This window comes from Clavibacter michiganensis, from assembly GCF_002151125.1.
Taxonomy (GTDB): Bacteria; Actinomycetota; Actinomycetes; order Actinomycetales; family Microbacteriaceae; genus Clavibacter; species Clavibacter michiganensis_C.
Genome location: NZ_MDJZ01000016.1, coordinates 290,151 through 314,602, shown reverse-complemented (window position 1 = coordinate 314,602; position 24,452 = coordinate 290,151). Strand labels below are relative to the sequence as shown.

Here is a 24,452-nt window from a genome sequence, read left to right as displayed (position 1 = left end):
CCGGGGACCGCCGTGTCAACGGATCCCGCGCCGGCGGGGCTCGCGGGTCAGCTCCCGGAGCCGTCCCGCGCGTCGCTCGACGGCACCGCGATCCGTGACGCGTCGTCCGCGGCGTCCGGTCCGGTCGCCTGCGCCGGGGTCGTGCCGGGGCGACCGGCCGCGCGCTGCTCCGCCTCGAGCCGCTCGGCCTCCTCGCCGCCCACCGCCTCGCCGCGGGCGACGAGCCCGGCGACGTCCGACAGCGGGATCTGCTTGAGCACGAGCGACAGCACGAACGCGATCGCGATGAACGGCACGAGGTACCAGAACACGGGCGCCAGCGCGTCGGCGTACGCGTTCACGATCCCGTCGCGCACGGCGTCCGGCAGCCCGTCCAGCGTCTGCGGGTCGATGCTGCTGGCCGAGCTCGCGGCGGCGTCGGGCGACGCCCCGGCCCCGGCGAACACGCCCGTGAGGTTCTCCGTGAGGCGCGTCGTGAACAGCGTGCCGAACACGGCCGTGCCGAGCGCGGCGCCGACCTCGCGGAAGTAGTTGTTCGTGCTCGTCGCCGTGCCGATCTGCGCGGCCGGCACCGCGTTCTGCACCACGAGCACGACCACCTGCATGATGAGGCCGAGTCCCAGCCCGAAGACGAAGAGGAACACGCAGATCAGCCACACCGGCGTCTCGGCGGTGAGCGAGGTCATCAGCACGAGCGCCAGCATCGTGAGGAGCGTCCCGACGATGGGGAAGATCCGGTACCGGCCGGTGCGGCTGATGAGGATGCCGGAGGTGATGGACATGCCGATGAGGCCCACCATCATCGGCAGGAGCAGCAGCCCGGAGACCGCCGCCGAGGTGCCGGTGGACATCTGCAGGAACGTGGGCACGAACCCGATCGCCGCGAACATGCCGATGCCGAGCGCGAGGCCGATGGCGGTCGCGTTCACGAACACGGGGTTCCGGAACAGGCTCAGCGGGATCACGGGGTCGTCCGCCCGCGACTCGGTGAACACGAACAGCGACGCCGCGACCACGAGCCCGATGCCCCACGCCCAGGTCGCGAGCGAGCCCCAGCCGTAGGCCCTGTCGCCGCCGAAGTCGGTGAAGAAGATGAGGCACGTCGTCGCGATGGAGAGGAGCAATACGCCGGCCACGTCGATCCGCTTGGTCGCCTTCTTGCTCGGCAGCGTGAGCGTGATGAACGCGACGACGAAGGCCGCGATGCCGATGGGGATGTTGATGTAGAACGCCCACTGCCAGGTGAGGTGGTCGACGAAGAAGCCGCCGAGGAGCGGGCCGCCGACCGCCGAGAGCCCGAAGATGCCGCCGAGCGGGCCGAGGTACCTGCCGCGCTGGTTGGCCGGCACGATGTCGGCGATGATCGACTGCGACAGGATCATGAGCCCGCCGCCGCCGAGGCCCTGCGCCGCGCGGAACACGACGAACGACCAGAAGTCGCCCGCGAACGCGCAGCCCACCGAGGCGAGCGTGAAGATCGCGATGGCCGCGAGGAACAGGTTGCGCCGGCCGAGCACGTCGCCGAACTTGCCGTAGATGGGCATGACGATCGTGGTCGCGAGCAGGTAGGCGGTGGTGATCCAGACCTGGTGGTCGACGCCGCCGAGCTCGCCGACGATGGTCGGCATCGCGGTGGAGACGATGGTCTGGTCGAGGCTCGACAGGAGCATGCCGGCGATGAGCGCCGAGAAGATGATCCAGATGCGCCGCTGCGTGAGCAGGAGGGGCGCGGGGGCGGTGGCGGTCATGGGGTCCGTTCGTGCTGGCGGGTGGTCGTGGTCGTGGTCGTGGTGGTCGGATGCGCGATCTCGCGGAGGGCGTCGAGGCGCCGTCGGAGGATCCGGCCGATGGGATCGGCGTTGCCGGGGAGGAGGTACTCGCGCGCGCTCGCCCGGCCGAGCGCGCCCATCGTCTGGACGACGACGGCCGCGCGGAGGTCGCCGGCCGGCAGCCCCTCGCGGCGCTCGACGAGGAGCACGTCCTTCGCCTCGTCCTCCATGGCCGCCTCGAGCGCGCGCACGAGGAGGCCGGGCTCGCGCCGGAAGGCCGCGTGCATGTCCTGCATGGAGGTGCCGTCGGTGTCGAGGCGGGCCCAGCGCTCGAGGCACAGCTCCGCGAGGTCGTCGAGGAGCGAGGGCGAGAGCGCGGGATCCCGCGGGTCGCCGGCCGCGACGAACGCGTCCTCGAGGTCCCGGGTGTCGACGCGGGCGGAGCGCCCGAAGAGCGCGTCCTCCTTGGAGGCGAAGTAGTTGAAGAAGGTGCGGCGGGAGACGCCCGCCTCGTCGCAGACCTCCTCGACCGTGAAGCCGGCGAGGCCGCGTTCGGCGGTGAGGCGGCGGGCCAGCGTGGTGAGCTTCGCCGAGGTCTCCGCCCGACGGCGCTCCCGCAGTCCCGTTGCACTCATCGTCACGGAGTGCATCTTTGCACTAACTGGCGCTCAGTGCAACACGCGGTAGGGGGGCGCGGGCGTTGACCCGGTCGCCGATCAGGGGGAGGGTCGACCGCATACCCGGCGACGGCGCACGGCCCGGCATCCGGGCGGGTCACCCCGATGGGAAGGCGAGGACCATGACGCACGACGCACCTGCTCGACGGGATCCACCCGGCCGCGGGACGGCGGTCACGCGATGACGCGCTCGAGGGGACGGTTCCTCGCCGCGCTCGTCGTCATGGTCGCCTCGGGCGCCGGCCTGATCTCGACCATCCCCGGGGCGCTCGGCGCGGACGCGGCGATCCCGGCGTGGATCCCGATCGCGCTCGGCGCCCTGTTCGCCGCGAGCGCCGTGGTGGCGGCCCGCGTCCGACCCGCGGACGGCCGACGGCGCGGATGACCCCGGCGGCGGATCCCCGCCCGTGACGGGTCGTGGCGGGCCGACCCCGCCCCTAGATGCGGAAGCCGTCGGGCCAGCCGTGCGCCCCGAGGTACGCGCGCACGCGCTCGACGTCGTCGTCCGACGGCATCTCGGACGTGACGCCCGCGATGGCGTCGGCGACGTCGAGCCGGCTGGCGGGCAGCCCGCCCTCGGAGGCCAGCCGGGCGCTCACCTCCTGCACCTCCTCGTCGCTGAGGCGTCGGCGCAGCAGCGCGAGCAGCGGCACGAAGTCCTGCTCGGGGAGCCCGGCGGGATAGCCGGCGCGGAGCCAGGCCACGATGCGGGAGACGAGGCCCGTGCGCTCGGTCTCCCGTGCGTCGGCGGGGTCCGGCTCGTGCAGGTCGTCGGGGGATCCGAGCGGCCAGCCGGCCGCGGCCAGCCGCGACGAGACGCGCACCAGGTCCTCCGGCATCGCGGGGCCGAGGAGCAGCTGCTCGACGCGCTCGCGGAGCAGGCTCCGGCCGATCTCCTCGCCCGCCGCGTCCGCCCGCATCGCGTCGTCGACGAGCTGGTCGACCACCTGCTCGAGCTCCTCCGCGGTGAGGCTGCGGCGGAGGATCCCGAGCAGCGGCACGTAGTCCTGGTCCGGGACTCCGGACGGGTAGCCCGCGCGCAGCCAGCCGACGACGCGCTGGACGATGCCGCGGTCCGGGCGGTCGGGGCGGTCGGGGTGGTCGGGGTGGTCGGGGACGACCGGGGACGTGGCGTCGCCGGGCTCGCCGCCCGCGGATGCGCTGCCGGTCATCGTCAGCCCTTCGAGGTGAAGGTCGGGATGACGTGCTCGAAGCTCACCGACTGGCCGAGGCCCGCCGCGATGATGAGCGTGAGGCCCGCGACCACCGCGAGCACCACGACCGCGAAGCAGAGCGCGCCGGCCGCCCGGAGGACGGGTGCGGGGAGGCGGCGCACGCTGTCGGATCCGGCGACGCGGCCGCTCGTGTCGGGGCTGGCGAGCGCGAAGGACCGCACCCCGAGCGCGAAGAGGGCGGGCAGGCCCGCGCCGAGGACGAGGGCGACGACGGCGACCTGGCCGACGGCGGAGAGGAAGAGGGGGAGCATGGCGGGATCCTTCAGGCGTCGGCGGACTGGCGGGCGGGGCGGGCGGCCGTGTCGTCGGACCACTGGTCGTTCACGTTGTGCGCGCCCACATCGTCCCTGCGCGAGCGGACGTACACGGTGATCGCGACGGCGACGAGCACGAGCGTCATGGCGATGCCGCCCGCCGCCCCGCCGACGAGGTGGCCGAGCCACCACATGACCGCGCCGACGAGGGCGGCGGCCGGGAGCGTGATGATCCACGCCACGACCATGCGCAGCGCCACGCGCCAGCGCACCTGCGCGCCCGGGCGGCCGACGCCGGAGCCGAGGATGGATCCGGTGGCGACGTGCGTGGTCGAGAGCGCGAAGCCGAGGTGGCTGGACGCGAGGATGACCGCGGCCGACGAGCTCTCCGCCGCCATTCCCTGGTGCGTGTCGATCTCGACGAGGCCCTTGCCGACCGTGCGGATGATGCGCCAGCCGCCGATGTAGGTGCCCAGCGAGATGGCGAGCGCGCAGCTGATCTTCACCCAGAACGGCACCGACTCGGTGTCGGTCCAGCCGCCCGCCGCGATGAGCGCGAGCGTGATGACGCCCATCGTCTTCTGCGCGTCGTTGGTGCCGTGCGCGAGCGAGACGAGCGACGCGCTGCCGATCTGGCCGATGCGGAAGCTGCGGTCGAGCCCGCGTCCGGCGAGGTTGCCGACGATGCGGAACACCAGCCAGGTGCCGACGGCGGCCACCGCCCCCGCGAGGATCGGCGACATGAGCGCCGGGAGGATCACCTTGCCGACGACGCCGTCGAGCTTGGATCCGTCGCCCGCCCAGTTCACGCCGTCGAGGCCGAGGCCCGCGAGCGTGGATCCGATGAGCCCGCCGAACAGCGCGTGCGAGGAGCTCGACGGGAGGCCGAGCAGCCAGGTGAGCAGGTTCCAGACGATGCCGCCGATGAGGCCGGCGAGGACGATGAGCAGCAGCGCGGATCCGCCGCCCTGCAGCAGGGCGGGGTCGGGCGCGCCGGTCGTGTCCTGGATCTTGACCACCGCGTTCGTGACCGTGAGCGCGACCTCGATGCTGAGGAACGCGCCGACCAGGTTGAGCACGGCGGAGAGGGTGACGGCGACCTTCGGCTTCAGCGCGCCGGTGGCGATGGAGGTCGCCATGGCGTTCGCCGTGTCATGGAAGCCGTTGGTGAAGTCGAAGGCGAGCGCCGTGATGACGACGAGCACGAGGAGAATGAAGGGATCCACGGCGATGATCCTGCGCCCTGCCCGCGTGCCCCCACCACGGGGGACGGCCGGGTTCACGCGCTGTTCACCCGTGCCTGTGGAGAATGACGAGGGCGGGCGCCGAGGCCCGCGCGAACCCGAGGACCGACGTGATCACCGAGCTGCACGCCCCCGCCGACCTCTCCTCCGCCGATCGCGCGGCGACGGGCGCCCTCTCCGACCTGGCCTTCGCGCTCCCGCCGGACGACCCCGCGAGCGCCATGACCTGGTCCGACCCGGACGAGATCGTCATCGCGCGCGACCCCGACGGGGGCGTGGCCGCGATGGTCGTGGTCGTGCACCGGGACGGCCTGCTCGACGGGAGGCCGGTGCGGCTCGCCGGGATCGGCGGGGTCGCGAGCCACCCGTCCGTGCGCGGCCGGGGCTACGGCCGCGCCGCGCTCGACCGCGCGCTCAAGGCCGTCGACGCGCACGACCCCGACCTCACGCAGCTGATCTGCGCGCCGCGCATGGACGGCTACTACGCCCAGGTGGGCTTCGCGCCGTTCGCGGGAACGACGTGGATCCGGCAGGACGGCGAGCGTGTGGTCCTCGACTACCAGCCGACCCGGATCCGCCCCGGCCGCCTGCCCGCCCCCGCCGACGGCGACCTCGACCTGTGCGGCCCGCCGTGGTGAGCGCGGACCCGCGCGTCGAGCTGGTTCCGATCGACGTCGCCGCGGAGGCCGACGACCTGCGCGCGTTCCTCACGTCGAACGCGTTCCCGTTCCACGTGGGGTCGGCGCCGACCGTCGAGGACGTCGAGCGGCGCATCGCCGACGGCGACTTCTCGGGGCCCGAGCACGAGGCGCTGTGGGTCGAGGTCGCGGGATCCGGCCGCGTGGGCCTCGTCGTGCTCGACGACCTCGAGGATCCGGGGATCATGCTCGACCTCCGTCTCGCCGAGGCGCAGCGCGGCCGCGGCCTCGGCGTGCACGTGCTGCGGGCGCTGACGGACCACGTCTTCCGCACGTACCCGCATGCGACGCGCTTCGAGGGGCAGACCCGCGAGGACAACCGGGCGATGCGGCGGACGCTCGTGCGCGCGGGCTTCGTGAAGGAGGCGCACTACCGCGACGGCTGGCCCGTCGCGGGCGGCGAGCCGCGCGCGTCCGTCGGCTACGGGATCCTCCGCCGCGACCACGAGGCGGGGACGACGACGCCGGTCGTCTGGGACGACGGCGACTGATCCACGCGGCGCTCGCGCACGGATGCTGCGCGAGCGGCCGGATGCACGCGCGGATCCCGCTCACCGGACACGATCCCGCGCCGAACTCGCCGTTACGGTGGAGGCACCGCACGCACCCGCACGATCGGAGGTCGATCCATGTCCAGCGCCGCAGCCCCCGCAGCCGTCATCGGCGAGCCCGAGGTCGTCGAGGACGTCGCGCGCGTCGCCTCCTCCCCCGCCTGGCTCGCCCTCAAGGACGCCGCCGTCGCGCTCCAGCCGATGCAGGTGAAGGACGGGTCGATCCCCGACGCCGGGCACCACGCGGAGGCCGCTCGCCTCGTCGCGGCGATCCGCGACTCCGTCCGCGCGCTCGCCCCGCTCTTCCCGCACGACGCCGCGTACCTCGCCGCGCTCGACGTGGACTTCGCGCGCTGGGTCGACGCCGGCCTCGGCGTCCCCGACTTCCTCGACTCCCTGACCGCGTTCCAGCCGCAGCGCGACCGCGTGGACGGGATCCGGCACCTCGTCGTCTTCCCGATGACCACGCAGAACGGCAGCGCGTCGAGGCTCGTCGAGGCCGTGCTGATCGAGGTCGTCTGGCCCGGGTTCGTCGCGGAGCTGGAAGCCGGCGACTACGGCAACGCGCTGTTCGTCCCCATCCGGTTCGTCGACTTCACGCCCGGCTACGACACCAACTCGGCCGTGCTGTTCCCCGAGACCGTCGCGATGCGCGAGATCCCGACCTTCACGTGGGGCGCGATCTTCGCCGACCGCGAGGCCGCGCGCTTCCGTCGCGTGGTGCGCCACGCGGCCGAGGTCACGAAGCTCGAGCTGCCGGAGGACGCGCGTCGCCTGCTGGAGGACCAGCGGCTCGCGGAGGAGACCTTCGTGATGTGGGACCTCATCCACGACCGCACGCACATGCGCGGCGACCTCCCGTTCGACCCGTTCATGATCAAGCAGCGGATGCCGTTCTTCCTCTACTCGATCGAGGAGCTGCGCTGCGATCTCACCGCGTTCCGCGAGGCCGTCCGCATCCAGCGCCGGCTCGTCGCGATGGATCCCGCCGAGCGCACCGCCGCCGACGAGGCCCTCCTCGAGCGCGCGGGGCTCGTGCAGCACGCGGTGATCTTCGACCGCATCTTCCGCTTCGCCATCACCGGATCCCGCGTCCGCAACTACGACGGCCTCGGCGGCCAGCTGCTGTTCGCGTGGCTGCACCAGCACCACGTGCTGCACTGGACCGACACCCGCCTCACCATCGACTGGGACGACGTGGCCGACGTGGTCATCGCGCTCGCCGACCGCGTGAACGACCTCTACTGGCGCTCCATCGACCGGCCGAAGACCGCGCACTGGCTGGCCGCGTACGCGATGGTCACCGAGACGGTCACGCCGCACCCCGCGTCCACCTGGGCGAAGGGGCCGGACGCGCTGCCGCTCGACGGGCCGCCGAAGGGCCTCACGGATCTCGTGCTCGACGACGAGTTCCCGCTCAGCATGTTCTTCGAGGCGCTGGAGAAGAAGATGCGCGACGTCATCTCCTCCACCGCGGGGATCACGGGGCAGTCCGCGTGAGCGTCGACGGTCGCGTGGTCGTGGTGGCGGGCGCGTCGAGCGCCGCGGGCCGGGCGGTCTGCGCCGAGCTCACGGCGGCCGGCGCGCGCGTCGTCGCGGTGGGCTCGGACGCGGGGCGGCTGGACGGCGTCGACGCGTCCCGCCGCGAGGTGTGCGACCTCGCCGACCACGCGGCCGTCGTGGAGCTGGCGGCGCGGATCCGCGCGGACCTCGGCGGCGTCGACGGGCTCATCCACCTGGTCGGCGGCTGGCGCGGCGGCAACGGCCTCGAGGGCCAGACCGACGACGACTGGGACTTCCTGCACGAGCGGCTCGTCACCACGCTGCGCAACACCACGCGCGCGTTCGACGCCGACCTGCAGGCCTCCGACGCCGGCCGCCTCGCGATCGTCTCCTCCACCGCCGTGCAACGCCCCTACCCGGGCGGCGCGAACTACTCGACCGCGAAGATCGCCGCGGAGACGTGGGTGCGCGCGGTCGACCGCGGCTTCTCGAAGGCCGGATCCCCCGCCCGCACGACGATCTTCGTGGTGAAGGCGCTCGGCGGCCTCGAGCGGGCGCTCGCCCGACGGGTCGTGAAGCTGTGGACCTCCGTGCCGCCCGAGCGCGACCTGATCGAGGGCTGACGCAGCAGGTCCCGTAGCACACGGGCGATCGCCCCGGAGAGGGGGCGCTCCCCCCTGTCCCGGGCGCCGACGCGCGGTATACGTTCGCGGGGTGACACCACCCGCCAGGACCGCCGAGCACGACGCCTTCGGCCCGTGGATCGACACGGTCCGCACCATCGAGGAGGTCCCCCGCCTCTACCGCCCGCACGGGGTCGACCCGTTCGCCGCGCGCCTCGTGCTCAAGGTGCCGCGCGACATCCCGCGCCGCGACACCGACCCGACGATGGACCTGTACGACCACCTCCTCGTCGTCGGCGACGACGCCCTGGAGGTGCTCTCGCGCACGGGATCCGCGTACACCGCCCGACGCATCCCCTTCGCCGACCTCGTGGCCGTGCGCGACCGCGTCGACCTGCTCGACGGCCTGCTCACGGTGCACACCTCCGACGGCGCCGCCCTGCGGATCCCGTTCAACGGCGCCTCCGTCGACGCGGTCGTGGAGCTGACCGAGCTGCTGATGACGCTCGCGGGCGAGTCCGCCGGGGCGCCCCGCACCTGCCCGGCGCAGACGCCGCGGGCGACGCCGCGCATCGACATGGGACAGGACGAGGCCGGCGTCGCGGCGGCGTACTGGGAGCTGGCCGCGCGGGATCCGCAGCTCCGCTACCTCTCATCCCGGCCGCGCACACCGCTCGTCCCCACGGCCGAGGGCCTCGCGGGCGCGCTGCAGCGCCTCCGCCCGATGAGCCTCGCCGGCGCCGTGGCCGCGTGCTCCCCGCGCGAGCTGCTGATCCTCACCCGCCGCGACCCGGTCCTCCGCCGCCGCACCGCGACGCTCTCCATCGACCGCCTGCGGATCCTCCGCCACGCCATCACCAGCACCACGGCCGAGCCGCACACCCGCTGGCTCGGCATGTCGACCGTGACGATCCGCGCGGGCGCCGCCTCCTTCGAGGTCGTCGCCGCGTCCGCGGACGAGCTGGAGTGCGACCTCGTCACGGGCGGCAGCTGAGGTCCGCAGCTCCTCGTCGCCCGCCCCGCCTCGTTCTGGGGGCGCGGCGCGGGCCCTCGCCCGACCCGGCGATCCCTAGCGTGGAGGAATGGAACCGCCCCTCGTCATCCTGGTCGTCGCCGTCGTGGCGGCCCTGCTCGTCCTCCGCACCGTCGTCCGCCGCCGCGCCCGCGAGAAGGCGGAGCGCGAGCCGCAGGTGCCCACGATGCCGAAGGTGATCGCGGCGGCTCTCCTCGGCGCGGCGTTCCTCGCGATCGGCATCGTGATCCTCACGACGTCGTCCGACCTCTCCCAGGGTGACGGCACCGGCCGGTACGGATGGGTGCCCCCGTGGATCCAGGCGGCCGTGCTCCTGATCGGCGGCGTCGGCTTCGAGGGCCTCGCCCTCGCGAACCTCCGGAAGCTGCGCGAGCGCCGTCGGCGGGGTGACGACGCGGAGGCCTTCGACCCGCTCGCGCGCGACACCGACGTCGTCGACCAGCCGCGCGCGTAGGGCCGCCGCGATGACGGACGCCGTGATCCTCACCGGCACCGTCGGCGCGGGCAAGACCACCACGATGCACGCGCTCGGCGCCCTCCTCGGCACGCGCGGCGTGCCGCACGCCCTGGTCGACGCGGATGCGGTGCGCCTCCTGCACCCGGCCAGCCCCGAGGATCCGTTCCACCAGGAGCTGGCGCTCCGCAACCTCGGCGACCTGTCCCGCAACTACCGCGCGGCCGGGGCGCGCGTGCTGGTGGTCGCGACCGTCGTCGAGGACGCCCGCGACCTGCCGCGGTACGCCGCCGCGCTCGGATCCCGCGACCCGCTCCTCGTCCGGCTGACCGTCGACGCCCACGAGGTGCGCTCGCGCCTCGACGCACGGCACCTCGACGACCCCGAGGGCCTCGCCTGGCACCGCGCACGCGCCCCGGAGCTGGCGGCGATCATCGACGCGGCGGGCCTCGGCGGCCTCGCGATCGACACCACCTCCCGCACCGCGGCCGAGGTCGCCGCGCTCGTCGCCGACCGGGCCGGCTGGTGAGCGCGCCTAGGGTCGAGTGATGACCGACGACCTCCCCCTCGACTTCACCGCGCCGCTCTGGGCGTGGGAGGCGCGGCGCGAGCTCTGGACGTTCGTGTCGCTGCCGGTCGAGCTCACCCCGATGCTGCGAGAGCTCGGCCAGGCCGGACGCCGCGGCTTCGGATCCGTGCCCGTCCGCGTGCGCGTCGGCACCACGACCTGGCGTACCTCCGTCTTCCCGCAGGGCGACGGCACGTGGATCCTCCCCGTCAAGCGCGCGATCCGCGACGCCCACGGCCTCGAGGTCGGCGACGACGTGCACGTCGACCTCGAGCCGCTGCCGTGAATCGAGACCTCCTCCTCCGGCGCGCCCGCGTTTGGGCCTCGCCCGACGAGCCGATCTCGGAGCCGCAGGAGGTGCTGGTCCTCGACGGCCGCATCGCCGTGATCGGCGACGTCGTGCCTCCCCCGGGGATCACGGAGCTGGACCTCGACGGCCGCGTCGTCACCGCCGGGTTCTGGAACTGCCACGTCCACCTCACCGAGCGGGTCTGGAGCCGGGCGTCGCGCGCGCCGCACGAGGCGCAGGAGGCGCTCGACGACATGCTGCTGCGGCGCGGCCTCGTCGGCGCCGTGGACCTCGGCTCGCTCCCGCGCACGACGAACGCGCTGATCCGCCGCATCGACGCGGGAGCGCTCCGCGGCCCGCGGATCGTCACGGCGGGCATCGGGATCCGGCCGGTGCGGGGCATGCCCTTCTACATGCGGCCGATGGTGCCCTGGTTCCTGCGCGGGATGCTGCCCATGCCCGCCACCCGCCGGGGCGCCCGGCGTGCGGTCGCGAAGCAGATCCGCGGCGGCGCCGGCGTGGTCAAGCTCTTCACGGGCTCGTACGTCACGCCCGAGCGGGTGAAGCCGATGCGCCTGGCGGTCGCCCGGGCCGCGGTGGAGGAGGCGCACCGTCGCGGAGCGCGCGTGCTCGCGCATCCGTCCGACCGCCGCGGGACCGCCATCGCGATCGACGCGGGCGTCGACGCGCTCGCGCACGTCCCCGACGACACGGAGGGCACCGAGGCGCTCCTGGCCGAGGCCGCCGCCCGCGGCATGCGCGTCGTCCCGACCCTCCACATGTTCGCCGCGACCGTCCGCCCGGACGAGGACTACGTGCGCCCGATCCGCACGGCCCTCGCCGGGTTCATCGCGGCGGGAGGGCGCGTGCTCTTCGGCACGGACGTGGGCTACATGCCCGACCGGGACACGGAGCCGGAGCTCATCGCCATGGAGCGCGCCGGGATGACGACCGCCGACGTCCTGCGCTCGCTCACCGAGGAGCCGGCGGCGTTCCTCGGCGCGGCCGTCGTGGGATCCGGTCGCATCGAGGTGGGCGGGCGCGCCGACCTCACCGTCCTCGACGTCGAGATCGCGGCGCAGCCGGCCGACCTCGCCCGGGTCCGCGCGGTGGTCCGCGACGGGTCCGTGACCTGGTCGGCCGGCTGAGGCCCGGCATCCCGGAGCTGTGCGCCCGAGCGCCGCGCCCTGAGCGCGCCCCGCGTCAGCTGCCGGCAGGCGGCGAGTACAGCTGGAGGTCGTTGCCCTCGCTGTCCTGGAAGGGGAGGATGCGGCCCCACTCGTGGTCGCTGATCTCCCCCGTGATGTCGGTACCGCGTCCGCGGATCCGCTCGAGCTCGTCCTCGATGGAGCCCTCGGGCGTGAACGAGATGACCGCCCCGCCGCTCGACGAGCCGCTCGCCTCCTCGCGCGCGTTGAGCCCGATCATCAGGCCGCCCGCGTCGATCTCGCTCCAGTCCGCGTCCTCGCTCGTCACCGTGAGACCGAGCGTGTCGCGGTAGAACGCCACCGCGCGCGTCATGTCCTTGACGGGCAGCCAGACCGTCGCCACCGAATCGACCATGGGATTCCTCCTCGCATCGAGGCCGGTCGGTCGACCGGCTCTCCCTCCCGGTCTACTCCCGACGCGCCCCGCCCTCGGGCCGCGAGAGCGGATCCCCGGGCACCCGAGATGGTTGACAACCATCCACCACCGGCATATGGTTGCCTACAGTCAACTACCCGGAGGAACATGTCCCAGCACCACCCGGCCGCCGCGTCACCCGCGAAGGCCCCTCGCCGCACCGTCTCGGCCGACGGATCCATGTCGAAGCGCCAGGTCCTCGAGTCCCTCTCGGGCCTCCTGCTCGGCATGTTCGTGTCGATCCTCGCCGGCACCGTCGTCTCGACCTCGCTGCCGATCATCATCAGCGACCTCAAGGGCGACCAGTCCGGCTACACCTGGGTCGTCACCGCGACGCTGCTCGCCACCACGGTGAGCACGCCGCTCTGGGGCAAGTTCGCCGACCTCTTCAACCGCAAGCTGCTCATCCAGCTCGCCCTCGGCATCTTCGTGCTGGGATCCGCGCTCGCCGGCTTCTCGCAGAACACCGAGACGCTCATCGTCTTCCGCGTGCTCCAGGGCCTCGGCGCCGGCGGCCTCGCCGCGCTGAGCCAGATCATCATGGCCGACATCATCAGCCCGCGTGACCGCGGCCGCTACGCCGGCCTCTTCGGCGCCGTCATGGCCGTCGGCACCGTCGGCGGCCCGCTCCTCGGCGGCGTCGTGACCGACGCGTTCGGCTGGCGCTGGAACTTCTTCATCGCGCTGCCCATCGCGATCATCGCGATCATCCTGCTGCAGGTCACCCTCCACCTGCCCGCGCACCCGAAGCGCAAGGTGCACGTCGACTACCTCGGCGCGGTCTTCATCGCGAGCGGCGTCTCGCTGCTGCTGATCTGGGTCTCCCAGGCCGGCAAGCAGTTCGAGTGGGCCTCGGGCACCTCGTACCTCATGGCGGGCGGCGCGGTCGTGCTGCTGATCGCCGCGGTGGTCACCGAGCTCAAGGTCTCCGAGCCGATCATCCCGCTCACGATGTTCCGCAACCGCACCTTCACGCTCTCGGTCGTCGCGAGCCTCGCGGTCGGCATCTCGCTGTTCGGCACCTCGGTCTTCCTCGCGCAGTACATGCAGCTGTCGCGCGGCGCCACGCCCACCCAGTCGGGTCTGCTGACGATCCCGCTCATGGCGGGCCTGCTCATCTCCTCGACCGTGTTCGGCAGCCTGATCAGCCGTCGCGGCAAGTGGAAGACGATCATGATCTCCGGCGCCGTCCTCATCGTCGCCGGCACGGGCCTGCTCTCCACGCTCCGCTACGACACCGACTTCGTGCTCGTGGGCATCTACATGTTCGTGCTCGGCGCCGGCCTCGGCATGCTGATGCAGAACCTCGTGCTCGTCGTGCAGAACGCCATCGAGATCAAGAACCTCGGCGTCGCCACCAGCGCGGTCACGTTCTTCCGCAGCCTCGGCGGCACCGTGGGCGTCTCGGTGCTGGGCTCGATCCTCGGCACGATCATCGCGTCGGAGATCAGCGCCGGGATCCGCGCCCTCGCCCCCGCCGACCAGGCCGCGGCTGCCGAGGCCCTCGGCTCCGGCGTCATCCCGCAGGTCTCGCAGCTCAGCCCGGCGGTCCGCGTCGTGGTCGAGAGCGCCTACGGCGTGGGCATCGGCGACGTGTTCCTCTACAGCGTGCCGCTCGCGATCCTGTCGCTGATCGCCGTGATCTTCCTGCCCAACGCGCAGCTCGGCAGCAAGAACGCCGTGCAGCTGAAGAGCGACGGCGCCGTGGCGCCCGAGGCCCGCGAGGCGCACCGCACGGACGCCGAGGACGCGCTCATCGGCGCATCCGCCGGCGCCGTCGCGCTCACCCCCGCCGGGGAGGCGAACCCGACCGGATCCATCCGGCTCCCCGAGGCCGAGGACGCCGGGGTCGACGCCCGCCGATGACCGACGAGGACCGCTCCACCGCGCGCGACGCCGAGGGCGACATCCCCGGCGTCGCCGACGGGATCGCCGCGGGGATCGCCGAGGTGGAGGAGCAGATGACCGCCCTCGCCGGGCGGATCCGGGCGACGACCCGGGAGGCCGCCGCCGCGATCCACCCGGAGCTCCCACCCATCGGCTACAAGATGCTCCGCGTGATCCGCCGCTGCGGCAGCGCCCACGCGAGCGCCGTCGCCGACCAGCTCGGGGTCGACCGCAGCGTGGTCAGCCGTCAGCTCCGCCAGCTCCAGGACCTGGGGCTCGTGGAGGTGCGGACCGACGCGCAGGACGGACGGGTGCGCGTGCTCGCGCTCACCGCGGAGGGCCGCGCGGGCATCGAGGCGGACGACGCCCGTGGCGGGAGCCGCCTGATCCACGGACTCGGCGGGTGGACGCGCGCCGACCTCGACGCCTTCGCGGGGTACCTCGCGCGGCTCAACGCGGTGGCGGCGACGGACGCCGTGCCCGCAGAGGTCGCGCCCGCGGACAACGTGCTCGCAGACGACGTACCCGCGGAGGACGCGGCAGGCTGCGACGCCGTGCCCGATGCACCCCGCACGCCCGCGCACGCGGCCTGACGCCGAGCGGGACGACTCAGACGATCACGACGCGCCGTCGGACGGGGATGCGCTCCCCGACCGGCGGCGCGTCGTCGCGTCCGGGGCGGCATCCCGCTCGGCGGACGGCACGGGCGCCGGCTCGCCGCCGATCGCCGCGTGCAGGGCCTCGAGGGCCGGCAGCGCGCGGGCGATGTCGTGCCGCTCGGCGACTGTGAGGCTGCGGAGCGCGCCCACGAGCACGCCCTCGGCCGACCGGTCGAAGGTGCGCAGCAGATCCCGCGCGTGATCCGTGAGGCCCACCTCGGTGCTGCGGCCGTCGCCCTTCGCGAGGCGCCGGTCGACGAGGCCGTCGCGCTCCATCGCGAGGATCAGGTTGCTGACCGTGGAGCGCGCGAGCCCTAGCGCGCGGCCGAGCGCGGTGGGCGTGGCCCAGCCGATCGCCTCGAGGCGGCGGAGCACCTCGACCTGCGCGTCGGGCAGGTCGGGCAGGTCGGCCGCGCTCCGCGACGCGTTCATCAGGCGCCGCCGGAAGGGCCCCAGCTCCGAGCCGAGCCGCCGCGCGACGGCGCGCAGGTCGGCGTCGGTCGGCTCGGCGGGCATGCACCGAGGATACCCAGGAAACTACGCTTGTGACAAACGCATTCCGGTGTCAGGATGCCCGCATGACAACGATCACCACGAGCGTCGAGCACCCCGTGCCCGCTCAGGACCTCAGCCCCCTCGTCGGACACCGCCTCATCTACACGTACGCCAACGGCTGGCAGTACGAGATGTACGTGAAGAACGCCACGACCATCGACTACCGCATCCACTCCGGCATGGTCGGCGGCCGCTGGGTCAAGGACCAGACGGTCGACCTCGTCGCCCTCGCCGAGGGCGTCTTCAAGGTCTCGTGGAACGAGCCCACCGGCACCAGCGTCGTGGTCAACATCGTCCCGGCCGCGCGCGTGCTGCACGGCACGATCTTCTTCCCCCGCTGGGTGGAGGAGGACGGATCCAAGACCGTGCTCTTCCAGAACGACCACCTCGACCAGATGCGCGCGCACCGCGACGCGGGCCCGACCTATCCGATCTACGTCGTGCCGGAGTTCGCGCACATCACCCTCGACGAGTTCGTGGGCGCCGACGACGAGACCGTCGTCGACACGGCCCCCGGCGACCTCCCGGCCGGCTTCGCCGACCGGCGGAACTGATGGGCCGGGCCGCCGCCGCCCGGGTCGCCCCGCTCGAGCTCGACCACGGCTGGCGCACCCTGCGCGGCTGGGAGCACGGCACCGTCCGTGACGGCGCCCCCGCCGCGCTCCTCGTGCACGGCTTCAGCGACTCGGGCACCGGCGGCCACGGCCTCTGGGTGCCGGTGGCCCGGGCCCTGGCCGCGTCCGGCACGGCGGCGCGCGCCTACGACCGGCTCGGGCACGGCGTGAGCGACGGCGACTTCGCCGACGTGCGCCTGCTCGACGAGGTCGACCAGGTGTCCGCGATGATCCGCGCCCTCGCCCGGGACGCGGGCGGACCCGTGCACGTGGTCGCGCACAGCCTCGGCGGCGTCGAGTCGGCGCTGGCCGCGGCCCGCGCGCCCGAGCTCGTGGCGAGCCTCACGCTGTGGTCGCCGGCCGGCGTCGTCGTGGACGACATCACGGAGCACGGCCGCGTGATGAGCGTGCCGCTCGCGGCGGCACGCGAGCGCGGCGTCGTCGACGTCGCCGGCATGGGCCTCGGGCTGGGCTTCCCGGACGAGGTGCTCGCGGGCGTCGACGTCTACGGCCCGGTCGCCGCGTACCCCGGTCCGGTCGACGTGCTGCACGGCACGGCCGACGAGATCGTGCCGGTCTCCTACGGGGAGCGGTACGGCGAGCTGATGCCCGGCGCGACCTTCACGGCCGTGGAGGGCGCGGATCACGGCTGGTCGTCGGTGGAGCTGCGCCGGATGCTGATCGAGCGGCTGCTCGCGCACGTGGCGCGAGCGTCGGGCGCAGGCCGCTAGCCGAGCGGCGGGGAGGACGCGGCGCGACGGTCCCGCCCTCCCCGCCCCGCTCGCCGCGTCAGCTGGCCGGCGAGCGCCCCAGCAGCAAGGTGACGAACCCGAGCGTGCCGCGGTAGCCCTCGAGCCACGCGCGCCGGTGCTCGACCGACGCGGCCATCACCTGGTCCCGGTCGGGGTCGTCCGGGTGATCCAGCGCCCACCGCGCGAGCGCGCCGGTCCACGACCACTCGTAGTCGTCCCACTCCTCCAGGGTGCTCACGTGCCCATGCAGCGGCACCCACCCGCTCGCGGCGGCGACCTCCACGGTGGCCGCGAGGTCGCCGTAGTCGTCCGGCTCGGCGCCGAGGACGTCCAGCACCCGCGGGCTCGGCGGCTGCTCCCAGAAGCACTCGCCGACGAGCGCGACGCCTCCCGGCCGCAGGTGTCCGTCGATCGCCGCGAGGGTCGGCACGAGGCCCCCGTAGGCGTGCGTCGCCCCCACGCTGAGCACGACGTCGAAGCGGTCGTCGGAGGTCCACGACGTGGCGTCCGCGTGGACGAGCTGGAGGCGGTCCGCGAGCCCCTCGCGCTCGGCCTGCTCCCGCATCCGGCCGAAGCCCGCATCGGAATGGTCCACCCCGACCGCCGTGAGCGACGGCTCGAGGCGCAGGGCCCGCAGCAGCCAGCTCCCGTCGCCGCACCCCAGGTCGAGGACCGTGCCCCGCCCCGTGACAGCGCGGGCGAGCAGGCGGTCGACGCCGTCATCGCCGAGCGGCGCGGCGATCGGGTGGTCGGCGTGCGCGAGGTCGCCGATCTGATTACTCTCCACGGCGCCACCCTAGGGCGACGCCGGCGACGCGGGTCGACCCGTGCGGGCCTCAGCCCTCCACGCGCACGCGGAAGTGCCGGGCGAAGACCGGGCCGAGCGCCATGAGCTGGGTGGAGTCGAGGACGGCGCCGCGGAGGCCGTCGGGGGTGTCGAGGTCCATGATCTCGGCGCCGCGGAGATCCAGGTGCGTGAGGCTCGAGTCGGCGAGGTCGAGCGTGCCGATGGTGGTGCGGGCGAACGCGATGCGCATGCCGGCGGTGCCGCGGAGGTCGAGCTCCTCGATGGCGCAGTCGGTGATGAGCAGGTCGGTGATCTTCGAGCCGCGCAGGTTCACGAAGCCGAGCCGGCAGTCGGTGATGTGCACCGAGGAGAGCGACGCGTCGTAGAGCTCGGCGGATCCCACGCGCGAACCCTCCAGGCGCACGTCCCGCATCCGGATCCTGGGCGCCTTCAACACGGGCGCGTCGAGCCGCGAGGCGAGCACGTCCACGAGGCTCGCGGCCGTGAGGTCGGCCTCGTGCAGGCGGATCCGCTCGAGCGCGCACTCCTCGAACCCGATGTCGACGAGGTCGGCGTCCGAGAGGTCGGCGTCGGCGAACCGCATCCGCTCGAAGGACGCGTGCGCGTCGAGGTCGGCCGGGTCGCCGTCGGCCAGCCCGTCGAGCCGCGGGTCGCTGATCCGCGGCGGCAGGATGCGGGTGGATGCGGCCATGCGGACCTCCGGTGCGTGGGCGGGCGCCGTCGACGGACGGCGCCCATCACGCTACGGGAGACCCCCGATGCGGCAGCGACCCGCCCCGGTCACCGTCTCGTCTGCTGCAGGTACGCGGCGTAGAAGCCCGCGCCCATCAGCCGGGCGCCCGCCGCGTCGTAGTGGATGAAGTCCTCGCCCTCGTTCGCGTGGCCCGAGACGCCCGGGACGTACGCGACCTCGGGTCGCAGCGTCGCCAGGCCGCGGTGCACGGCATCGATGTCCTGCCGCGCGCCGTCGGACCCGATCCACTCCGGGACCATGCCGCCGACCAGGAACGGCACGGACCCGTAGCGCCCGGCGAGACCCGACTCGAGCTCGAGGAGACGATCGGCGTACTTGGTCTTCGCCGCGGCGCGCCCGGCAGCGGTGGGAGCGGACGCGATCGCGTGCGCGTCCGACTCGCCCTGCGCCCAGATGATCGCGACCAGCCGGTTGTCCGGGTCCAGCGCCAGCGCGTTGTCGATCTGCGTGGTCGCGTTGGCGTAGAGGTTCGTCAGGCCGGCCTCGACCGAGCCCTGCTCCGGTGTCGGATCCCACGTGAACCTCTGCACGGCGTCCACCCGCGTCAGCGAGGTGCTGCCCTGCGCCGCGGGCACGAGCAGCACGCGCCGGTCCGGCGCCTCGTCGGCGAGGAGGGCGCGGCCGAAGGTCATGCCCGGTCCGACCAGCTTCGCGTGGTCCGTCATCCGCCAGGTGGTGACGTGCTTGAGGCTGTCCTCGGCGGGGACCACGCGGCCCCAGTCCTTGTCCTGCCAGTCGCCGACCAGCTGGTCGAGCCCGTCCTGCGCGACGTCGACGGCCGGGTCGTAGCCGAAGCCGCCGCCCTGCGCGTTCGACTGCCCGAGGATCGCCACGACGTCGTGGCCGACGCCGTCACGGGCCCCGGCCACGGCCGTCACGCGAGCGGTCGCGCTGGCGGTGGACCGGTGCACGTCCGGCCAGCCGGACCAGCTGCCCGAGACCGTGACGGTGATGCGCTTGCCGAGCGCCTGCTCGTCGAGCCGCATCGTCGGGCCGGTCTGGCCCGCCTGCGTCACGTCGTCGAGGTACCAGCGGTAGCGGAGCGGGGTCGAGGTCGGCGTCCAGTCGCCGGGCAGGGCGCGGACGGCGCTGCCGACCGTGAGCTGGCCGACGATGCGGGGCGCGGTCGTCGTGGGCGCGACGGACGGGGTGGGAGCGGGGCTCGGGACGGGCGCCGTGGTCGGAGCCGGGGTCGGGGCGACGGTCGGAGCCGGGGTCGGCACGGGCGCAACCGTGGGCACAGGCGTCGGCGTCACCGTCGGCTTGACCGTCGGCACAGGCGTCGGCTTGACCGTCGGCGCCGGCGTCGGCTTCGGCACGGGCGCGGGCGCGACCGCCTTGGTCGCCGCGCTCTTCGTCGTGCGCGTCTGCACGCCGGTCCGGGTGCCCGTGACCGACACGGTGATGCGCGCCCCGGCGTCAGCGGGGGTCAGCTTGTACGTGCTCGCCGTGGCCCCCGCGATGAGGATCCCGTCCCGGCTCCAGGCGTAGGAGAGGACAGGCGACGGGCTCCAGCCACCCGGGCGGACCGTCAGCGTGGATCCGACGACGAGCGTGCCGGCGATGGTGGGCGCGGCTGCGGACGTGAACTCGGGCAGCGCGACGGCGGCGGTGCCCGCGCTGCGGCGATCCGCGGCGATGCTGCCCGTGCGCGTCGCGATGACGCGGACGGAGATCGCCCGGCCGAGGTCCTTGGCAGCGACCGTGTAGGTCTTGCGCGTCGCGCCGGGGATGGCCGCGTCGCCCGCGAACCACTGGTAGGAGAAGACGGCGCCGACGGGCTTCCACACCCCGGGGACCGCGGTGAGCACCTTGCCGACGAGGGCCTTGCCCGTGATGGTCGGCGTCGGGCTCGCGGTGAACGGCACGGCGGGCTTCGCGGCGGATGGCATGCGCGCCGCCGTGGAGCTCGAGGCGGCGGCCTCCCGCGATGCGGCTCCGGCGACGTCGGCCGGGAGGGCGACGGCGGAGAGGACCAGGGCCACGGCGAGCGCCGCGCCGGTCAGGTGGAGTCGGGATCGGCGTCCGGGCGCAGCAGGACCGGGGGCGGGGATGAGCACATGCACTCCTCGAGAAGGTCGCGTCGGGTACGCGAGCGACCCATGTTTAGCGCACCGAGGAAATATGCGCCGCCCCCCGAACGGCCGGTCGGGAGGACATTGCCCGCACTAAGCCCGAACTGGGTACACGACAGCGCCTGCGAGAAGGCTGTAAGCATGGCCGACGGTCGCACCCGGAGCGGCCCCCGGATCCAGGAGCACCATGACAACCGCACGCCGACGCGCCCTCGTCGGCCTCCTCTCGCTCGCCCTCGTGGCCTCCGCACAGGCGGGCATGGCGACCAGCGCCATCGCCGCCGACGCGTCCCCGTCCGCCGGTTCGTCCACCACCGCCGTCACGTTCACCACCGCGCCCCAGCCGTCCATCACCGGCACCGCGCAGGTCGGCTCCACCCTCTTCGCCGTGACCGGCACCTGGGCGCCGCAGCCCGACTCCTTCACCTTCAAGTGGTGGAGCAACGGGGTCGCGATCTCCGGCGCGACCGGATCCGCGTACACGCTCGTCGCGGCGGACCTCGGCAAGAAGATCACCCTCACGGTGACGGCGAACAAGGCCGGCTACACCTCGCTCGCCAAGTCGAGCGCCGCCACCGCGACGGTGGCGGCCGCGCCCTCCCCCGTCGCCTTCACGACGGTGCCGACGCCGACGATCAGCGGGACCCCGAAGGTCGGCACGCCGCTGACCGCCGCCACCGGCACCTGGGCGCCGGTCCCGACGACCTTCGCCTACCGCTGGTTCGTGGCGAACGTGGCCGTCACCGGGGCGACCGCCTCCACCTACACGCCCGTCGCCGCCGACGTCGGCAAGCGCATCACGGTCACCGTCACCGGCAGCCGCACCGGGTACACGACCGCCGCGAAGACCAGCGCCGCGAGCACCGCCGTCGTGGCCGCGCCCGTCACCACGCCGTCGGCCTTCACCACCGTGCCGACGCCGACCGTCACCGGAACCGCGAAGGTGGGCGCCACGCTCACCGCCGTCCCCGGCACCTGGGCACCCGTGCCGACGGCGTTCACGTACCGCTGGTTCGCCGCCAACGTGGCCATCAGCGGCGCGACCGCCGCTACCTACTCGCCCGTCGCCGCCGACGTCGGCAAGCGGATCACCGTGACCGTCACCGGCTCGCGGAGCGGCTACACGACCGCCGCGAAGACCAGCGCCGCCTCGGCCGCGGTCATCGCCGCGCCCGTCACGACCCCGTCGACCTTCACGACCGTGCCGACGCCCACGATCTCCGGCACCGCCCAGGTCGGCGCGACGCTGACGGCCGCACCCGGCACCTGGGCACCCGTCCCCACGACGTTCACCTACCGCTGGTTCGCGGCGAACGTGGCCATCTCCGGCGCGACCGCCTCCACCTACGCGCCCGTCGCCGCCGACGTCGGCAAGCGGATCACCGTCACCGTCACCGGCGCGCGGAGCGGCTACACGACCGCCGCCAAGACGAGCGCCGGCACCGCCGCGGTCGTCGCCGCGCCGGCCGCCAAGGCCTTCGCGGTCGCGTCCTCGCCCACCATCAGCGGTTCCGCCTCCGTCGGCGGCGTCCTCACCGCGGCGACCGGATCCTGGTCCCCCGCCCCGGCGTTCACGTACCAGTGGACCGTGGGCACCACCGCCATCACCGGCGCCACCGGCTCGACCTACACGGTCGGCACGGCGGACCTCGGCAAGACGATCACGGTGACGATCACCGCGAAGGCGACCGGCTACATCACGACGACCAAGACGAGCGCCGCGACCGCCGCGGTCGGCAAGCCGGCGATCGCGTCGACGACGCCGGTCATCGTCGGAGACGCGAAGGTCGGCTACACGCTGCGCGTCGTGCCCGGCCTCTGGACGCCGAAGCCGTCCTTCACATACGTCTGGTACGCGAACGACGTGAAGATCGCGGGAGCCACGGCCAACGAGTACGTGGCCACGGCCGCGGATCTCGGCAAGCGCATCACGGCGACCGCCGTCGGCACCGCGTCCGGCTTCTCGAGCACTGCCCGCACGAGCCCGCGGACCGCAGCGGTGGTCGCCGCAAACGTGCAGCTACCGCAGCAGCCCTCGAACTCCACCGTAACCGGCAACGTCTACTTCGACTCCGTGCGACCGGAGAATCTGATCACCGACGGCTACATCGAGGTGACCGACCCCGACTACGGCTGGGGCGTCGGGGATGCGCAGCTCAGCGGCGGCTCCTTCACCATCTCCGGCCTGAGCCCAGGCGAGTACTCGCTGCGGGCGTACGTCGAGGTCGCTGGGGAGTACGTCGAGCAGTTCTACGGCCCGACGAGTGACTATCGGGACGCGCAAACCTTCGCGGTGCAGGCAGACGGCACGGTCCGCATCGACATGGTCGTGAAGCGCGGCACCAGCGTCAGCGGCACGGTCACCGCCGCCGACGGCTCCGCCCTGGAGGACGTGAAGGTGACCATCACGGGCGCCACGGACGACGACTGGTACGGCGGCACCGCCTACACCGACTACTTCGGCCGTTACACGATCCGCGGGCTCGACCCCGGGTCGTACAAGGTGGAGTACTCGGCACCGACGCCCAACCCGACCGGTCTCATGGGCGAGTGGTACGGCGATGCGGACGACGAGGCGTCCGCCAAGGTCGTGAGCATCGGAAAGTGGGGCCAGACGGTCCTCGGTATCAGCACCGTCCTCGACGTTGGAGCCTCGATGAGCGGCTGGATCTACGGCGCCGACTACAGCTCCGTGTCCGGCGCCACCGTGTACCTCGTGCCTACCGCCGACGCCGTGCAGGGCTCGGCGCCGTTCAGCTCCCGCAACGTCGTGACGGACCAGTTCGGGGACTTCTCCATCACCGGCGTAACGCCCGGCGACTACTACGTCTACGTGTCGGCCGACCGCTCGGCGGCACCTGCGTACGCCTCCCAGTGGGTAGGCGGGACGGGCTCGCTGGCGACGGCATCCGTGTACCGGGCGACGCGCGGCACCCAGATGTCGAGCGTGTACACCCAGCTCGCCGTCAGCCCGTCCGTCACCACGACGGTCACCGGCCTCGCAGCCGCTGGCTGGGACACCGACTACGCCATCGTGAATCTCTACCAGGGCGGGGTCGTCAAGTACTCCGGCTACTCCTGGTCCGGCGCCGCCGCCTTCATCAAGGACATCGTCCCGGGCACCTACCAGGTCGCCGTGACCTACCACCGCGGCACCGAGAATAAGGCCTACTGGTGGAACGGCGGCGTCTACGCCGACAAGTCCGAGATCGTCGTCCGCGCCGGGGACTCCATCTCCATCGTCGCGAAGGCGGTCACGCGGGTCGCTCCGGCAGGGGCGCAGCTCGTCCGCTGATCCCCGACCCGCATCGTCCACGGCGCCGTCACCTCCTCGGAGGAGGCGGCGCCGTCGCCGTCGTCGCCGCGTCGACCCCGGCCCTTGACGCCGTTTCCCCACCCGCTGGATCATCGGTCCATGGCCGCTGTCGAGCACTTCGAGATCCCCGCCGACGACATGGCGCGCGCGAGCGCGTTCTACTCCGCCGTCTTCGGCTTCCGGTACGAGCCGTGGGGGGAGGACGCGGGCATGATCCTCACCGGCTCCGACGACGGGATCAACGGCGACCTCCACCGGCGCGCGGACGTGCCGCACCCCACCATCGTCATCACGGTCGAGTCCATCGAGGAGACGGTCGCCGAGGTCGAGGCGCACGGCGGATCCGCGTTGGGCGGCATCCAGATGCTCAACGAGACCGACCGCTGGGCCTACGTCCGCGACAGCGAGGGCAACGCGATCGGCCTGTTCGACCACGGGCCGCGCACGGCGGACGGATCGCGGGCCGCCGCGCCCGAGGCCGCACCCGCCGAGTAGGCGCCGCCCGCCACCA

At 73.5% G+C, this 24,452-nt stretch carries 26 protein-coding genes; 16 read left to right on the top strand and 10 right to left on the bottom strand.

What is annotated here, in order from left to right; all coding sequences use genetic code 11:
• Nucleotides 1-47: 47 nt before the first annotated feature.
• Nucleotides 48-1,748, bottom strand: a complete 1,701-nt coding sequence (locus BFL37_RS10915; protein WP_086515132.1) for an MDR family MFS transporter — start codon at nt 1,746-1,748, stop codon at nt 48-50.
• Entirely contained in the window at nt 1,745-2,404 is a 660-nt protein-coding gene (locus BFL37_RS10910) for a TetR/AcrR family transcriptional regulator (RefSeq protein WP_241534051.1), read from the bottom strand. The genes BFL37_RS10915 and BFL37_RS10910 overlap by 4 nt, the downstream gene beginning before the upstream one ends.
• Nucleotides 2,405-2,627: 223 nt before the next feature.
• Here BFL37_RS10910 and BFL37_RS10905 point away from each other — a divergent pair, with 223 nt between their 5' ends.
• Nucleotides 2,628-2,831 carry a hypothetical protein gene (locus tag BFL37_RS10905; RefSeq protein WP_086515130.1) on the top strand — a complete coding sequence of 68 codons (204 nt, stop codon included), beginning with the start codon at nt 2,628-2,630 and terminating at the stop codon, nt 2,829-2,831.
• Between the two features lie 52 nt (nt 2,832-2,883).
• Here BFL37_RS10905 and BFL37_RS10900 read toward each other — a convergent pair whose 3' ends face one another.
• Genes BFL37_RS10900 through BFL37_RS10890 form a run of 3 tightly spaced genes read right to left on the bottom strand, consistent with a single transcriptional unit; the run spans nt 2,884 to nt 5,161 of the window.
• Complete coding sequence (locus tag BFL37_RS10900) at nt 2,884-3,618, bottom strand: DUF3349 domain-containing protein (RefSeq protein ID WP_086515129.1); 735 nt, start codon at nt 3,616-3,618, stop codon at nt 2,884-2,886.
• 2 nt (nt 3,619-3,620) lie between these two features.
• Entirely contained in the window at nt 3,621-3,932 is a 312-nt protein-coding gene (locus tag BFL37_RS10895; RefSeq protein WP_086515128.1) for a hypothetical protein, read from the bottom strand.
• A gap of 11 nt (nt 3,933-3,943) precedes the next feature.
• The gene (locus BFL37_RS10890) at nt 3,944-5,161 is read right to left on the bottom strand and encodes an inorganic phosphate transporter (RefSeq protein ID WP_086515127.1); all 1,218 of its coding nucleotides are present in this window, start codon (nt 5,159-5,161) and stop codon (nt 3,944-3,946) included.
• 83 nt (nt 5,162-5,244) lie between these two features.
• On the opposite strand from BFL37_RS10890, the gene BFL37_RS10885 reads away from it, so the two are divergent.
• From BFL37_RS10885 to BFL37_RS10845, 9 genes are all read left to right on the top strand, one after another.
• Nucleotides 5,245-5,817, top strand: a complete 573-nt coding sequence (locus BFL37_RS10885) for a GNAT family N-acetyltransferase (protein ID WP_086515126.1) — start codon at nt 5,245-5,247, stop codon at nt 5,815-5,817.
• Nucleotides 5,811-6,368, top strand: a complete 558-nt coding sequence (locus BFL37_RS10880) for a GNAT family N-acetyltransferase (RefSeq protein WP_431305859.1) — start codon at nt 5,811-5,813, stop codon at nt 6,366-6,368. Before BFL37_RS10885 ends, BFL37_RS10880 begins: the two co-directional genes overlap by 7 nt.
• Before the next feature lie 138 nt (nt 6,369-6,506).
• Nucleotides 6,507-7,928, top strand: coding sequence for a DUF6421 family protein (locus BFL37_RS10875; RefSeq protein WP_086515125.1), 1,422 nt, complete (start codon nt 6,507-6,509; stop codon nt 7,926-7,928).
• A complete protein-coding gene (locus tag BFL37_RS10870; protein ID WP_086515124.1) occupies nt 7,925-8,554 on the top strand; it encodes an SDR family oxidoreductase in 630 nt (209 codons plus the stop codon). Before BFL37_RS10875 ends, BFL37_RS10870 begins: the two co-directional genes overlap by 4 nt.
• A gap of 91 nt (nt 8,555-8,645) precedes the next feature.
• Nucleotides 8,646-9,548 carry a hypothetical protein gene (locus tag BFL37_RS10865; RefSeq protein WP_086515123.1) on the top strand — a complete coding sequence of 301 codons (903 nt, stop codon included), beginning with the start codon at nt 8,646-8,648 and terminating at the stop codon, nt 9,546-9,548.
• A gap of 88 nt (nt 9,549-9,636) precedes the next feature.
• Nucleotides 9,637-10,041, top strand: coding sequence for a hypothetical protein (locus tag BFL37_RS10860; RefSeq protein WP_086515122.1), 405 nt, complete (start codon nt 9,637-9,639; stop codon nt 10,039-10,041).
• A 10-nt stretch (nt 10,042-10,051) separates the two neighbouring features.
• Nucleotides 10,052-10,570, top strand: coding sequence for an adenylyl-sulfate kinase (locus BFL37_RS10855; protein WP_086515121.1), 519 nt, complete (start codon nt 10,052-10,054; stop codon nt 10,568-10,570).
• A gap of 19 nt (nt 10,571-10,589) precedes the next feature.
• Nucleotides 10,590-10,895, top strand: a complete 306-nt coding sequence (locus tag BFL37_RS10850) for a DUF1905 domain-containing protein (RefSeq protein WP_086515120.1) — start codon at nt 10,590-10,592, stop codon at nt 10,893-10,895.
• Entirely contained in the window at nt 10,892-12,046 is a 1,155-nt protein-coding gene (locus BFL37_RS10845) for an amidohydrolase family protein (protein ID WP_172403799.1), read from the top strand. Before BFL37_RS10850 ends, BFL37_RS10845 begins: the two co-directional genes overlap by 4 nt.
• A gap of 55 nt (nt 12,047-12,101) precedes the next feature.
• Here the strand turns inward: BFL37_RS10845 and BFL37_RS10840 are convergent, their stop codons facing one another.
• The gene (locus tag BFL37_RS10840; RefSeq protein WP_086515118.1) at nt 12,102-12,461 is read right to left on the bottom strand and encodes a VOC family protein; all 360 of its coding nucleotides are present in this window, start codon (nt 12,459-12,461) and stop codon (nt 12,102-12,104) included.
• Between the two features lie 168 nt (nt 12,462-12,629).
• Between BFL37_RS10840 and BFL37_RS10835 the strand changes: the two genes are divergently transcribed.
• Together BFL37_RS10835 and BFL37_RS10830 are read left to right on the top strand one after the other, a co-directional pair.
• Entirely contained in the window at nt 12,630-14,387 is a 1,758-nt protein-coding gene (locus BFL37_RS10835) for an MDR family MFS transporter (protein WP_172403798.1), read from the top strand.
• Nucleotides 14,384-15,001, top strand: a complete 618-nt coding sequence (locus BFL37_RS10830) for a MarR family winged helix-turn-helix transcriptional regulator (protein ID WP_086515117.1) — start codon at nt 14,384-14,386, stop codon at nt 14,999-15,001. The genes BFL37_RS10835 and BFL37_RS10830 overlap by 4 nt, the downstream gene beginning before the upstream one ends.
• Before the next feature lie 24 nt (nt 15,002-15,025).
• Here the strand turns inward: BFL37_RS10830 and BFL37_RS10825 are convergent, their stop codons facing one another.
• Nucleotides 15,026-15,583, bottom strand: coding sequence for a MarR family winged helix-turn-helix transcriptional regulator (locus BFL37_RS10825; RefSeq protein WP_086515116.1), 558 nt, complete (start codon nt 15,581-15,583; stop codon nt 15,026-15,028).
• 62 nt (nt 15,584-15,645) lie between these two features.
• On the opposite strand from BFL37_RS10825, the gene BFL37_RS10820 reads away from it, so the two are divergent.
• Together BFL37_RS10820 and BFL37_RS10815 are read left to right on the top strand one after the other, a co-directional pair.
• Nucleotides 15,646-16,176: a phenolic acid decarboxylase gene (locus tag BFL37_RS10820; protein ID WP_086515115.1), complete on the top strand. Its 531-nt coding sequence runs from the start codon at nt 15,646-15,648 to the stop codon at nt 16,174-16,176.
• The gene (locus BFL37_RS10815; protein WP_086515114.1) at nt 16,176-16,967 is read left to right on the top strand and encodes an alpha/beta hydrolase; all 792 of its coding nucleotides are present in this window, start codon (nt 16,176-16,178) and stop codon (nt 16,965-16,967) included. The genes BFL37_RS10820 and BFL37_RS10815 overlap by 1 nt, the downstream gene beginning before the upstream one ends.
• A gap of 58 nt (nt 16,968-17,025) precedes the next feature.
• On the opposite strand, the gene BFL37_RS10810 is transcribed toward BFL37_RS10815, so the two are convergent.
• The 3 genes from BFL37_RS10810 to BFL37_RS14505 all read right to left on the bottom strand — a co-directional run bounded on the left by BFL37_RS10810 (nt 17,026) and on the right by BFL37_RS14505 (nt 20,610).
• Nucleotides 17,026-17,775, bottom strand: a complete 750-nt coding sequence (locus BFL37_RS10810) for an SAM-dependent methyltransferase (RefSeq protein ID WP_086515113.1) — start codon at nt 17,773-17,775, stop codon at nt 17,026-17,028.
• A gap of 49 nt (nt 17,776-17,824) precedes the next feature.
• Complete coding sequence (locus BFL37_RS10805; protein WP_086515112.1) at nt 17,825-18,487, bottom strand: pentapeptide repeat-containing protein; 663 nt, start codon at nt 18,485-18,487, stop codon at nt 17,825-17,827.
• A gap of 89 nt (nt 18,488-18,576) precedes the next feature.
• Entirely contained in the window at nt 18,577-20,610 is a 2,034-nt protein-coding gene (locus BFL37_RS14505) for a sialate O-acetylesterase (RefSeq protein ID WP_143331602.1), read from the bottom strand.
• A gap of 202 nt (nt 20,611-20,812) precedes the next feature.
• On the opposite strand from BFL37_RS14505, the gene BFL37_RS10790 reads away from it, so the two are divergent.
• Nucleotides 20,813-23,920, top strand: coding sequence for a carboxypeptidase regulatory-like domain-containing protein (locus BFL37_RS10790; protein ID WP_086515110.1), 3,108 nt, complete (start codon nt 20,813-20,815; stop codon nt 23,918-23,920).
• A gap of 120 nt (nt 23,921-24,040) precedes the next feature.
• On the top strand, nt 24,041-24,436 hold the full coding sequence (locus BFL37_RS10785) for a VOC family protein (protein ID WP_086515109.1): 396 nt from the start codon (nt 24,041-24,043) through the stop codon (nt 24,434-24,436).
• The last annotated feature ends 16 nt before the right edge of the window (nt 24,437-24,452 follow it).

What these genes read in the sequence shown, in the direction of transcription:
- BFL37_RS10915 (WP_086515132.1), bottom strand. Translation starts at nt 1,748, where the DNA reads ATGACCGCCACCGCCCCCGCGCCCCTCCTGCTCACGCAGCGGCGCATC.
- BFL37_RS10910 (WP_241534051.1), bottom strand. Translation starts at nt 2,404, where the DNA reads ATGAGTGCAACGGGACTGCGGGAGCGCCGTCGGGCGGAGACCTCGGCG.
- BFL37_RS10905 (WP_086515130.1), top strand. Translation starts at nt 2,628, where the DNA reads ATGACGCGCTCGAGGGGACGGTTCCTCGCCGCGCTCGTCGTCATGGTC.
- BFL37_RS10900 (WP_086515129.1), bottom strand. Translation starts at nt 3,618, where the DNA reads ATGACCGGCAGCGCATCCGCGGGCGGCGAGCCCGGCGACGCCACGTCC.
- BFL37_RS10895 (WP_086515128.1), bottom strand. Translation starts at nt 3,932, where the DNA reads ATGCTCCCCCTCTTCCTCTCCGCCGTCGGCCAGGTCGCCGTCGTCGCC.
- BFL37_RS10885 (WP_086515126.1), top strand. Translation starts at nt 5,245, where the DNA reads ATGACGAGGGCGGGCGCCGAGGCCCGCGCGAACCCGAGGACCGACGTG.
- BFL37_RS10875 (WP_086515125.1), top strand. Translation starts at nt 6,507, where the DNA reads ATGTCCAGCGCCGCAGCCCCCGCAGCCGTCATCGGCGAGCCCGAGGTC.
- BFL37_RS10860 (WP_086515122.1), top strand. Translation starts at nt 9,637, where the DNA reads ATGGAACCGCCCCTCGTCATCCTGGTCGTCGCCGTCGTGGCGGCCCTG.
- BFL37_RS10855 (WP_086515121.1), top strand. Translation starts at nt 10,052, where the DNA reads ATGACGGACGCCGTGATCCTCACCGGCACCGTCGGCGCGGGCAAGACC.
- BFL37_RS10850 (WP_086515120.1), top strand. Translation starts at nt 10,590, where the DNA reads ATGACCGACGACCTCCCCCTCGACTTCACCGCGCCGCTCTGGGCGTGG.
- BFL37_RS10840 (WP_086515118.1), bottom strand. Translation starts at nt 12,461, where the DNA reads ATGGTCGATTCGGTGGCGACGGTCTGGCTGCCCGTCAAGGACATGACG.
- BFL37_RS10835 (WP_172403798.1), top strand. Translation starts at nt 12,630, where the DNA reads ATGTCCCAGCACCACCCGGCCGCCGCGTCACCCGCGAAGGCCCCTCGC.
- BFL37_RS10830 (WP_086515117.1), top strand. Translation starts at nt 14,384, where the DNA reads ATGACCGACGAGGACCGCTCCACCGCGCGCGACGCCGAGGGCGACATC.
- BFL37_RS10825 (WP_086515116.1), bottom strand. Translation starts at nt 15,583, where the DNA reads ATGCCCGCCGAGCCGACCGACGCCGACCTGCGCGCCGTCGCGCGGCGG.
- BFL37_RS10820 (WP_086515115.1), top strand. Translation starts at nt 15,646, where the DNA reads ATGACAACGATCACCACGAGCGTCGAGCACCCCGTGCCCGCTCAGGAC.
- BFL37_RS10815 (WP_086515114.1), top strand. Translation starts at nt 16,176, where the DNA reads ATGGGCCGGGCCGCCGCCGCCCGGGTCGCCCCGCTCGAGCTCGACCAC.
- BFL37_RS10805 (WP_086515112.1), bottom strand. Translation starts at nt 18,487, where the DNA reads ATGGCCGCATCCACCCGCATCCTGCCGCCGCGGATCAGCGACCCGCGG.
- BFL37_RS10790 (WP_086515110.1), top strand. Translation starts at nt 20,813, where the DNA reads ATGACAACCGCACGCCGACGCGCCCTCGTCGGCCTCCTCTCGCTCGCC.
- BFL37_RS10785 (WP_086515109.1), top strand. Translation starts at nt 24,041, where the DNA reads ATGGCCGCTGTCGAGCACTTCGAGATCCCCGCCGACGACATGGCGCGC.